Annotated in this window: 9 protein-coding genes; 8 read left to right on the top strand and 1 reads right to left on the bottom strand. The window is 48.3% G+C overall.

Annotation, left to right across the window (positions count from 1 at the left end; genetic code table 11):
* Positions 1 to 1,890 carry an FAD-dependent 5-carboxymethylaminomethyl-2-thiouridine(34) oxidoreductase MnmC gene (gene mnmC / locus KDN34_RS07160; RefSeq protein ID WP_212596201.1) on the bottom strand — a complete coding sequence of 630 codons (1,890 nt, stop codon included), beginning with the start codon at positions 1,888 to 1,890 and terminating at the stop codon, positions 1 to 3.
* Positions 1,891 to 2,054: 164 nt separating this feature from the next.
* On the opposite strand from mnmC, the gene fabB reads away from it, so the two are divergent.
* The 8 genes from fabB to KDN34_RS07200 all read left to right on the top strand — a co-directional run bounded on the left by fabB (position 2,055) and on the right by KDN34_RS07200 (position 11,972).
* Positions 2,055 to 3,269 carry a beta-ketoacyl-ACP synthase I gene (fabB, locus tag KDN34_RS07165; RefSeq protein ID WP_212596202.1) on the top strand — a complete coding sequence of 405 codons (1,215 nt, stop codon included), beginning with the start codon at positions 2,055 to 2,057 and terminating at the stop codon, positions 3,267 to 3,269.
* A gap of 138 nt (positions 3,270 to 3,407) precedes the next feature.
* A complete protein-coding gene (pdxB, locus tag KDN34_RS07170; RefSeq protein WP_212596203.1) occupies positions 3,408 to 4,538 on the top strand; it encodes a 4-phosphoerythronate dehydrogenase PdxB in 1,131 nt (376 codons plus the stop codon).
* On the top strand, positions 4,539 to 5,555 hold the full coding sequence (locus KDN34_RS07175; RefSeq protein WP_212596204.1) for an aspartate-semialdehyde dehydrogenase: 1,017 nt from the start codon (positions 4,539 to 4,541) through the stop codon (positions 5,553 to 5,555).
* A 177-nt stretch (positions 5,556 to 5,732) separates the two neighbouring features.
* Positions 5,733 to 8,480 carry a FimV/HubP family polar landmark protein gene (locus KDN34_RS07180; protein WP_212596205.1) on the top strand — a complete coding sequence of 916 codons (2,748 nt, stop codon included), beginning with the start codon at positions 5,733 to 5,735 and terminating at the stop codon, positions 8,478 to 8,480.
* 152 nt (positions 8,481 to 8,632) lie between these two features.
* On the top strand, positions 8,633 to 9,418 hold the full coding sequence (gene truA, locus KDN34_RS07185) for a tRNA pseudouridine(38-40) synthase TruA (RefSeq protein ID WP_212596559.1): 786 nt from the start codon (positions 8,633 to 8,635) through the stop codon (positions 9,416 to 9,418).
* A 51-nt stretch (positions 9,419 to 9,469) separates the two neighbouring features.
* Entirely contained in the window at positions 9,470 to 10,765 is a 1,296-nt protein-coding gene (folC, locus tag KDN34_RS07190; RefSeq protein ID WP_212596206.1) for a bifunctional tetrahydrofolate synthase/dihydrofolate synthase, read from the top strand.
* Positions 10,766 to 10,769: 4 nt separating this feature from the next.
* Complete coding sequence (locus tag KDN34_RS07195) at positions 10,770 to 11,387, top strand: SPOR domain-containing protein (RefSeq protein WP_212596207.1); 618 nt, start codon at positions 10,770 to 10,772, stop codon at positions 11,385 to 11,387.
* Positions 11,388 to 11,483: 96 nt separating this feature from the next.
* A complete protein-coding gene (locus tag KDN34_RS07200) occupies positions 11,484 to 11,972 on the top strand; it encodes a CvpA family protein (RefSeq protein WP_212596208.1) in 489 nt (162 codons plus the stop codon).
* The last annotated feature ends 42 nt before the right edge of the window (positions 11,973 to 12,014 follow it).

The following is a 12,014-nucleotide window of genomic DNA, read 5'->3' on the forward strand; positions in this document are numbered from 1 at the left end:
TTATAATGTTTTTCCTTTCAATAACTTTCTCAGCCACATGCGATTAGCACTAAGGCGTTCAAGCTCCGATAATGATAATGGCAGAGGCTGATGAGTTAATTCTGCCGCCAGCATTTCTGCTGCTAAAGGCCCACTGCATAATCCTCGTGAACCGAGCGCTCCCAAAACATAGAGTCCGTTGTGTATCGGTGCTGCTGTTTCTCGCCAGAAGTTGATGTCATTGGCTTGTTTTATCGCTAAAGACTGAATTAACTTAACGTCCGGCACGACGCTTGCCATCGGCAGGTGGTCACGAGTCACCATGCGCACGCCTACGCGTGCTTGGCTTCCAACATTGATGCCGAAAGGCCATTCAGCATCTGCATAACTCTGCTGAATTTTCTCGAGATTCTCCTGCTGCTCGATTTCACTATAAGCCAGCGTTTGCGGATCCTTGATATAACTGGCGCCCAAACAATGGGTGTTTTGCCAAGCGGGCGTCAGGTAGCCTTTGGCACACAGTACCGTCTTGATTTTAGCCAGTCCGGCTTGAGTCGGCACCTCGCTGACTTGTCCGCGAAATGGCGTGGCTTGTAGCTCGGAGGTTTGTGAAAATTGCGCCATATTACTCCCGCTGGCGACCACCACAGCGGTAAATGGCCCGTAGCAGATATCATGTTTATCGGTGAGCATCCATTGACCGGCGTTATTCGGCATAAGCTTACAGATCTCACTATCAAATGTGAGGTTGGCAAATCCAAGTTCCTGAGCCTGTTGCAGGCTTGCCTGTGTCAGCTTTTTCGGATTGACCCAACCGCCAAGCGGATAATAGATCCCTGCTTCATTAACATCGACGCCCGCTTGTGCATTGGCTGCCTCAGTGGATAACCACTGCAACAATTGTGTCGGCCAAGGCTGGCCTTCTGCTATTTTGCGAAGTCTCGCGCGACTACGCGCATCAAAACCGGTAACCAGCACACCGCAAAAATCGTGTGGCACATCCATCCCCATCTGTGCCAGTTGGATAATTCGTTGGCGGCTGAACAAAAAGCCTTTTTGGAAAAAGGTGTTTAATGGATCTGCTTCTGGTGTCAGTAGCGGGTAGAGTGCGCCCTGTCGGTTGCCACTGGCACTATCTCCCGCCTCTTGGTCACTACAGAAAACGTGAGTTCGCATACCTCTTTCCGCTAAAGACAAAGCTAACGACGCGCCAGCAATGCCGGCCCCAATAATTGCTACCTGCTGATCACGTGCGAGGGGTTGCCAGCAATAGCGGGGAAAGGGTAAAAGTTGCGCCAAAGCTTGGTGTCGAAGCGCTTGTCGTTCCGAGATTGCGATATCATCTGCAGCGAGCTTTGTGGTGACTTCCTTATCGCCGTGGAAATATTGAAATCCGGCGGTAACAAAATGTTGTTTCAATGTGGTATCGGGTTCCGATAGCCGAATCACACAATGATCTTGGCTTAATCGTGCCAACTGCCATACCAGTGCCATCTCCGGCAAAAATGAGGTATGCCAGAACCATTGTGAGATCCACGTAGCTGGTACAACGATATCTTTTAGGGTGTGAGTGTTGCAGCTTAGATAAAGGTCGATAGTTATACGACCACGTTCCAGTGCTAATCTTTGACAACCAGAAATGGGAAGTATCGTCAGCTGCAATAATTCAGCAATAAGTGTAGCTGGCTGCATGTTTTGTAGCAGCGTTTGCAGTGTTTGCCAATGTTGTGCTGGCGCATCCGCGTTATCATCTGCCGCAAATACCAGCAGATGAAACTTTTGTGTCGGATGGTGCTGCATTTCTTTGCCACAATATTGCAGTAGCGCAGGTAATGCCTTGCTACCACAGCCGCCGAGATAGCTTATGGAGTGAGTTATAATTGTTTGTAACGATAGATTTGCAGCAGGCAAGGGCAGATAAATCTCCTGTAACAACCACAAGGATGTTATATAGGTTCTGAAATTGGCATTATTTTATCTATATTTATGGAAAGCTGACCACTTAAGCGTGTTAAAACAGCTAACATTGCGTCAGCAAATCGAAAGTACTTACAGTACGGAATGGATAGTAAAACATGAAAAGAGTTGTGATCACCGGTATCGGCATTGTTTCCAGCATCGGCAATAACAAGCAGGAAGTTACCGATTCCCTGCGTGCCGGTCGCAGTGGGATTACCCACTCTGCACAGTTTGAAGAAATGCAACTGCGCAGTCAGGTATGGGGCAATGTCAAACTTGATCCAAGTGAATTGATCGATCGTAAAGCATTGCGTTTTATGGGTGATGCCGCCGCATATGCTTATCTGGCGATGAAAGAAGCCATTGAGGACGCTAATCTCACCGAAGAGCAATATTCAAATCCTCGTGTAGGTTTGATTGCCGGAACCGGTGGTGCTTCATCTGCGAATCAGGTACAGGCTGCGGATACTTTGCGTACCAAAGGTGTCAAGCGTGTCGGGCCCTATATTGTCCCGCGGATTATGTCCAGCACAGCCAGTGCGTGTTTGGCAACCCCATTCAAAATTAAAGGCATGAACTATTCTATTAGCTCAGCCTGTGCGACCAGCGCGCATTGTATTGGCCATGCCGTGGAACTGATCCAGATGGGCAAACAGGACATGGTATTTGCCGGTGGTGCCGAAGAGATTGACTGGACGCTGACCATGGGCTTTGATGCGATGGGCGCGTTGTCTACTAAATACAACGATACGCCAGAAAAAGCCTCTCGTACCTATGATGCGGATCGCGATGGTTTTGTGATCTCCGGTGGTGGCGGCATTGTGGTGGTTGAAGAGCTGGAACATGCGCTGGCGCGTGGTGCCAAGATTTATGCGGAAGTTATCGGCTACGGTGCATCATCAGATGGTTATGACATGGTGGCTCCAAGTGGTGAAGGTGCGGTTCGGTGTATGAAAATGGCGCTGGAAACTGTTGATACGCCTATTGATTACCTCAACACCCATGGTACTTCTACCCCGGTTGGCGATGTGCGCGAGTTGGAAGCCATTCGTGAAGTGTTTACTGATCACGTACCACCTATTGCTTCAACTAAATCATTGACTGGTCACGCCTTGGGCGCGGCTGGTGTGCATGAAGCGATTTACAGTTTGTTGATGTTGCAGAATGGTTTTATTGCCCCTTCTATCAACATCGAAACGTTGGATGAGAAAGCTGAAGGCTTGCCAATTGTGCGTGAATATCGCGATGCTGATCTGAAAACTGTAATGAGCAACAGTTTCGGTTTCGGTGGCACCAACGCTACGCTGGTGATGCGTAAATATCAGGGATAATTCCCGTTTAATGAATAATCAAAAAGGAGGCTGCGGCTTCCTTTTTTGTTTTTGAGTCTTGGGATGACAACGGACGCTATCCCGGATTTAAGGTAAACTAATCCTTCCCCAGGATCCTGTACTGGAAAGAACGAGATAATGAAACTGGTCGTAGATGAGAATATGCCCTACGTGCAGCAATTATTTGCACCTATGGGCGACATCGTTGCTGTCAACGGTCGGAAGCTTGATGCCGCGACAGTTGCCGATGCTGATGTACTGTTAGTTCGCTCCGTTACCCGTGTAAACGAAGCCCTGCTGCGCGATAACCACCAACTCCAATTTGTCGGTAGTGCAACGATAGGTACCGATCACATCGATATGGCTTATCTGGCTTCCAGGAATATCCCCTTCACTAATGCTCCTGGCTGTAATGCCACTTCTGTAGGGGAATATGTGTTTATTGCACTGTTGGAACTGGCGGCTAAATTTGGCACATCACTGAAACAGCGTAAGGTTGGCATTGTTGGCGCAGGTAATACCGGTAGCGCTGTTGCCAAATGCCTTAAGGCCTACGGCGTTTCGACTGTATTGTGTGACCCACCTAAAGCACGAAATGGCGACTCTCGCGAGTTTGCTTCACTGGAAACGTTATTGGCTGATTGTGATGTCATTACGCTGCATGTGCCGCTGACGGTTGATGGCCAAGACGCCACGTTTCATCTTCTGGATGAAACACGTTTGCGCAGTTTAAGGCCCGACACGTGGCTCATAAACGCGTGTCGCGGTGAGGTGATTGATAATCACGCCCTTATCAGCGTAAAAAGCGAGCGCTCCGATTTGGCATTGGTCATGGATGTTTGGGAAGGGGAACCAAATCCTATCAAAGCGCTGGTTGATATGGCCGATATCGCGACACCGCATATCGCCGGCTACAGTTTGGAAGGCCGTGCTAGAGGCACATTGATGCTGTATCAGCAATTGCAGCAGATGATGGGCATGCCAGCCAGCAAATCACTTGATGATCTGTTACCAAAGCGTTGGAATCCTCGGTTGCTGATGAATGCTGCGCCCACCGAAAAAGAGTTGCTATCGCTTTGCCGCTTCATTTATGACCTGCGTGATGATGATCGGCAATTCAGGAAAATTCATCAAATTCCTGGGGAATTTGACAATATGAGAAAAAATCACCGTCATCGGCGGGAATTCAGCGCTTTGGCTCTGGAAAACCTGAGTGGTTATGGGGTAGATTGGTTGTCCGAATTAGGTTTTTCTGGAGTCCATCGGTAAATGTCGCAAAAATATAATGTCGTTGTGTTAGGTGCATCGGGTGCTGTGGGTCAAACCATGATTGAGATCCTCGAAGAGCGTAACTTCCCGGTCGCTAACCTGTATCCACTCGCCAGCAGCCGCAGTGCCGGCAAAACCGTTACGTTTCACGGTAAAAATCTGGACATTCTTGATGTGGAAACCTTCGACTGGAGTAAGGCCCAGATTGGTTTCTTCTCTGCTGGTGGCGATGTTTCTGCTAAGTGGGCACCAATTGCCGCTGACGCTGGTTGTGTGGTGATCGATAACACCTCACATTTCCGTTACGAAGCGGATATTCCATTGGTCGTGCCGGAAGTGAACCCTCAGGCAATTGCGGATTTTCGTAACCGTAATATTATCGCCAATCCTAACTGTTCCACCATTCAGATGCTGGTTGCCCTGAAACCGATTTATGATAACTTCGGGATCTCTCGCATTAACGTAGCGACCTATCAGTCTGTTTCTGGTACTGGTAAAAAAGCCATTGAAGAATTGGCGCAGCAGAGCGCTAAGCTATTGTCTGGCACCCCATCTGAGCCAAAAGTTTACCCTAAGCAGATTGCGTTTAACGTGCTACCGCATATCGATAAGTTTATGGATAACGGTTACACCAAAGAAGAGATGAAAATGGTCTGGGAAACCCGCAAAATTTTGGGTGATGACAGCATTTTGGTCAATCCGACTGCGGTGCGTGTGCCAGTGTTTTATAGCCATTCTGAAGCCGTTCACATTGAGACTGTACAGCCCACTGATGCCGCATCTGTGAAAGCGGTATTGCGTGATGCCCCGGGGATTGTGTTGTTTGAAGATGACGATGATTACCCAACTGCGGTGACAGAAGGTGCCGGGACTGATCCGGTTTATGTCGGACGAGTGCGCAAGGACATTTCCCATGAACAGGGTATCAATTTATGGGTGGTATCGGACAATATCCGTAAAGGTGCGGCATTAAACAGTGTGCAAATCGGTGAATTATTGATTCGCGATTATCTGTAACGGCTTAGTTACCGTTCGGTTTATGTTAAAAAGCCTGCGCTGCCGCAGGCTTTTTTTGTTTTGCAAATGTGAACAGTAGCAGCTACTACATTTCTAGTTTATAGTAATCCCAATAAATACAAATGCCTAAAGCCAGTCATTTACAGGCGAATATCAGCGCTTGGAAGGGAATAGTTGATGAACTTTCGCACTTCATATCTCGTAGGCCTCACGGCCGCTTTTTTGGCCCTTAGCTCGCAGTTTGTAACTCCGTCGGTGCACGGGCAAGATTTGAAAGTTACCGGTCCCGACGGGCAAAGCAGGGAACAACCTCGGCAATATGGCCCGACGTCCACAAAAGATACCTTTTGGAGTATCGCAAATCAGGTTCGACCTGACAGCTCAGTCAGTATTTATCAGGTAATGGCCGCCATTTACGACGCAAATCCACAGGCCTTTACCAGTAATAATTACAACAGCCTTGAAAAAGGCATGTACCTGTTAATTCCCTCAAAAGAGGTGATGCTGGCTATCCCCAGAAGTCTTGCCCAGCAGCGAGCTGAAGCAGACGATAATGCGTGGAAACGGCATACATCCACATCTGCCCATGGCGCCGCTCCAGTGGCAAAATCTGCGCCTGTTGCTGCGGTAGCCACACCTAAAAAGACAACCACTAAATCTTTACCCGCTCTTGATGTTGATAATCTGCAGACAGAAAATCTGAAACTCACTAATGAACTGAGCCAGGTCAAAAGTCAGTTAACAGCGGCTGGTGTTGAGAAAACACAGCTGCAATCGCAACTTGAGGAACTGCAACAACGCGTCACAGTGTTGGAAGCGTCATTAAAAGCCGCCAGATCGCAGGTGGAGCAGTTACAAAGTGATTTAGCTGCTGCGAAGACAGTTAATGAAAATGTGGCGCCAGCAGCTCCTGTGGCGGCGAAACAAGATACCCCCGCAGTAACTGACAGTGCCAAAGCAGAAGCGACTGCTGAGAATGCTGAAGTTGCATCCGCTCCAGCACCTAAGCCTGTTGCTGCAAAAATTGCTGAAGCAGCAGTTAAGCAGCCACAACAACCGCAAGTTGCTCAAAGTGAACAGCCAGGAACGTTGTGGCGTACCATCATGGGGAATCCGTTGTATCTGGCGGTTGTTGCACTCATCCCTGCCGGATTATTGGGCTTCCTTGGCTGGTTCTTCTTCGGAAGACGTAAGGTCAGTACTGCTGCACCTGCCGCGCAAGGGAATTTGACCGCAGAGGACAGCATTCCGTCCCTGAATGCCCATGACGATGCAGCTGATTTGGATAGTGAAGATATTAGTGCCATTCACTTAGATGAACAAAATGAGCTGGATGAACAACTTAAAGATTTAGCGCAGTTACAGCCTGAACCTAAGACTTTGGATGAAGTTTCTTTTACCGGTGATATGCCTGAACATGAAATGTTCATTGACGAGGGAAGTGAGAAAGCTGAAGCGGAATTCAGTAGCGATGATGCGCAGTCGCTAGATGATTTGTGGGCGGAAGCGATGGGTGAGCAGGCTGAAGATACTGACACATCGCTTAAAGATGATGATTTTGAGTCGTTGTTAGAAGGACTGGAAGACACTGAAGAAAGTAAACCTGTGTCCCAAGAAGATATTTCTTTGGCGGATACGTTGCCAGAAGATGTGACTGCTGCACTGGAGCAAGAGTTTGGTGAGCAGGAAGTCGTGACTGCAACAGACTCTTTCGCTGAAACTGCAGAACCAGAGCCAGAGCCAGAGCCAGAGCCAGAGCAAGAGCCAGAGGCAAAAGCTAAAGATAATTTTGTGATTGATTTCGAGCCTGATCCGGCGTTTGCACCTAAGGCTTCAGCGGTCGATGAAAATGCGGCTACCGCGCTGACGAAATCTACTGAAGAAGATCTTGATGCCGTCATCGCCGCTGAATTGGGGCTGGACGATGACAATGAACCGGAAGATACCGATGTAGATGCGCTGCTGGCAGCGCTGGAAACTAAACCACCGATTGAACCCCAATCCGCGCCTGATGACAGTTTGCAAGATGAGATCGCGGCTGAATTAGCGCAAGACCTGGCGGCTAGTGATGACGATGAACAAGATGCGGACGTGCTGTTAGCCGAACTTGAACGCGATGCTGAAACTGAAGATGACACCGACGATTTGTTGAAGGCTGCGCCAACGATTGCCGCCACTGTCGATGAAGAAGAGACAGAACTTTCGTTGGAAGACGAATTGTCAAAATCCACTACAGCGAGGGATGACGATTTGGATGCGCTGCTGGCAGAACTCAGCGCCGTTGAAAAGAAAAAGCCAGTTGCCGATAGCCGTCGACTCAAGGAAAAGGATGCTGGCTTTTTTGATGATCTTAAAGCTCCAAAATCAGCTCAGGAAGAGGAGATTGAAGACTATGACTTGTCATTGGATGCCGAACCGCTGGATGTCAGTGATGACGAACTATTAAAGCGTTTTGCCAAAGAAGAACCGTCATTACCGGAAGATGATGGCTATGACCTGCATTTTGATGATGAGCAAGACAGTAAGTTAACCGTGGACGAAGCCCTTGCGGCGTTGGATGCAGATGAAATTGCTAAAAGGCCTCTTAAATCGGTATCTGATGCCGATCTATCTGCATTTCAAAAAGAGAACGGTTTTATCGATATTGATAAGTTGTTGAACGATGCCAGCGACGAACCGCAGGAATCTGATCCTTACAAGGCATTAGATGTCGATATGGGTGATTTAAATGCTTTGGTAAACGAACAAGATCTCGTTGATGTCGATGACGAAGAAAATTCTGTCAATGCCAAATTGGACCTCGCCAGAGCCTATATCGAAATTGATGACCGCGATGCCGCCATGGCACTATTGAAAGAGGTGCAGATGGACGGCAATGAACGGCAGCAAGAGGAAGCGGAATCCCTAATGAAGGAAATTGAGTAGATCCGCAAGTTAACTGACGGCACCTGCGGGTGCCGTTTTTGTATACAAATGATAAAGGTAATGCTTATTCGGATACTCGCGAGGTCTTTTTGCAGCGGTTTCCGATTAGCGGATATGGTAGAATCCGCGGCCTTGAAAGTAAGGAGAAAATGATGCGGATTGCGCTAGGCGTAGAGTATGACGGCAGTGGGTATTTTGGCTGGCAGAAACAAGCTGAAGTGGATTCAGTACAAGGGCAGTTAGAACGCGCATTATCGATAGTGGCCAACGAACCTATTGAATTACAATGTGCTGGTCGCACTGATGCCGGTGTCCATGCTACCGGGCAGGTGGTCCATTTTGACACTACGGCTATCCGTAACGATGGCGCTTGGACCTTAGGTGTAAACGCTAATCTGCCTGATAATATCGCGGTGCGTTGGATGAAGGTGGTGCCAGAAGATTTTCATGCGCGATTCTCCGCGACTGCCAGACGTTATCGTTACATTATCTACAATCATAATTTTCGTCCTGGTATTTTGCGTCTTGGGGTGAGTCATTACCACGGTGAACTGGATGTCGCTAAGATGCATGAAGCTGCGCAATATCTGCTTGGCGAAAACGATTTCACCAGTTTTCGGGCGGTACAGTGCCAGTCAAAAACTCCGTTTCGTAACCTGCACCGGATCAGTGTCAGTCGCCAAGGAATGTATGTCATCGTTGACGTTGAGGCGAACGCTTTTCTTCATCATATGGTGCGGAATATTGTGGGTTCCCTGTTGGAGGTGGGCTTGGGCAATCAACCCGTTGATTGGCTTGGTCAATTGCTGGCACTTAAAGATCGTACTAAAGCGGCTGCCACTGCCAAACCTCACGGTTTATATTTGGTGCATGTGACTTATCCTGAACATTTTAACCTGCCTACTGTTGCTGCTGGCCCGTTATTTTTGGCGGATTGATTCAATTTTTTGTTAAATTTTAGCTAATACAACAGGTTATAAGAGTATAAAATGAACTCATCTGATTCCGTTAATGTCATTACCCCTCCCGCTGAAGACGCAGCTTTGCAGTGTTGGCTAGACTACTTGTTAGCCATCCATCCGCAGGAAATTGAGATGGGATTGGACCGTGTGGCGACGGTTGCTGGTCGCATGCAGCTGTTGGATTTAGCGCCAGCTAAAGTGATTACCGTTGGTGGGACCAATGGTAAGGGCACCACTTGTCGGATGCTGGAGCTGATCTTGCAAAATGCCGGATATCGGGTAGGGGTTTACAGTTCCCCCCATCTGCTGCGTTACAACGAACGGGTGAGAATACAAGGTAAAGATGCCTGCGATGAAGCATTTATCGCCGCCTTTAGCGAAATTGAAAAAGCCCGTGGCGAGGTATCACTGAGTTTTTTCGAATATGGCACGCTCGCCGCATTTAAGCTGTTTAAGCAAGCCGCTCTGGATGTCGTAATTCTCGAAGTTGGACTGGGTGGCCGTTTGGATGCCACCAATATTATTGATGCGGATGTCAGCGTCATTACTGCGGTTGACTTGGATCATCAGGCATTTTTGGGTAGTACCCGCGAACAGATTGGCTACGAAAAAGCGGGTATTTTCCGTCACCAACGCCCCGCGATAGTGGGTGAGCCCGATATGCCCATCACGGTGGCTGACGTAGCAGCAGCAAAAGGTGCCATCCTCAAACGCGTCGGACAACAATTTGACTGGCAACAAACCAGTTCACAACATTGGTGTTTTAAGGGGGAGCATTGGCACCTGACTGATCTGCCAGTCCCTCAGTTACCGTTACCAAACGCTGCGACCGCATTGGCAGCATTGGAGTCACTGTTTGGGCAGATACCGCTAAAAGCGATAGTGCAGGGCTTGCAACAAGCCACACTGACGGGGCGCATGGAACATTTCCGCGAGCATCCATTGATCTTATTGGACGTTGCACACAATCCCCATGCCGCTCGCTATCTGGCCTCGCAACTTAACCAGTTACCTCGCCAAGGAAAACTTTATGGACTCTGTGGCATGTTGAAGGATAAAGATATTCACGGGGTTCTAAGTGTGCTGTCGCCGGTTGTTGATGAATGGTTTCTGGTCAGCTTACATAATGCTCGTGGCGCGACTGCTACAACTTTACATGAGGCTTTGCCTGCCACAACGCTCAGTCATCAATATAAGGACATGATGTCCGCCTGGCACGATTTATCATCACGCTTGCAACACTCTGATGTGGTAATTGTCTTTGGCTCCTTTTACACTGTTTCAGGATTCAAAGAAGTTGTCCAAGCTATTGGAAAGGAATAAGGATTTGTCGTCTCAATTTCACAACCGTTTGGTAGGCACAGTGGTGCTGATGGCGTTAGGGGTAATTTTTTTGCCGGATATTCTGGACGGTAAAAAGGAGCACCAGCAGGAGCAATTTACCGAAATTCCATTGCGGCCTCAGACAGACGTCGTGACGTCAGACGCAGCCAACAATAAAGTGTTGGATGAGCCCAAGTCGGCGCCAGCAGTTGTAGAACAAACTGTTGTTGATGAGTCGCCCAAAATTGCACCATCGCAGACAGCTGCAGTGGTAGAGACCAAAGTAACCCAAACAGAAAACAGTGTTCCAAAGGATGCACAACCTGCTCCAGAGGTGCAAAAGCAGCCGCAACCTCAGCCTAAAAAAGCAACGCAAGTGAGCTGGACAATTCAGCTCGGGGCCTTTAGTAATGCAGCTAATGTGAAAGGCTTAGTCCAACGGCTGCGCAGCAGTGGATATGCCGCTTACACGCTGCCTGACAAGCCGGTTGATGGCAAATTAACGCGGGTTTTTGTTGGTCCAGAAATATCGCTTGATAGGCTAAAGGAGCAGCAAGGCAAGATTGAAGCGCAGACTAAATTAAAGGGAAAAATCATTCAGTTTAATCCGCTAGAGCGCTGATGTTGGACTGCAAATATTTGTGTTACCGGGGGTGAGAATCAACTCACTCTCTGGTAAAATCCTCGCGAAATTAATCACTGCTGGACACTTCTACCCATGGTTTGGATAGATTACGCCATCATCTTTGTTATTGGGCTTTCGACCCTAGTGAGCCTGATCCGCGGTTTTGCCAAGGAAGCGATGTCACTGGTCGTCTGGTTTGCGGCATTTTTTATCGCCAGCCAGTTTTACTTAGATCTCGCAAAACACATCACCCAAATTAACGATGAAATGCTGCGAAATGGGGTGGCGGTAGCCATTCTGTTTGTGGTTACGCTGATCATCGGTGCCATGGTGAATTACCTGCTGGGGCAATTAGTATCAAAAACAGGATTGTCTGGAACCGACCGCGTCTTAGGCGCGTGTTTTGGTATCTTGCGTGGCGTACTGATCGTCAGTGCAATACTGTTTTTCCTGGATGCTTTTACCGGCGCGCCTAATACCACTTGGTGGAAAAGTTCACAGTTGGTTCCGGAATTTGGCGTGGTGATCCAGTGGTTCTTTGATTATATGGAGCATGCCTCCAGCTTTGTACCCAAAATATAAAAATACTGTTATCAAAACATCTTACAGTGAGGAACCTTACCC

The sequence above is a fragment of the Shewanella yunxiaonensis genome, from assembly GCF_018223345.1.
Classification (GTDB): domain Bacteria; phylum Pseudomonadota; class Gammaproteobacteria; order Enterobacterales; family Shewanellaceae; genus Shewanella; species Shewanella yunxiaonensis.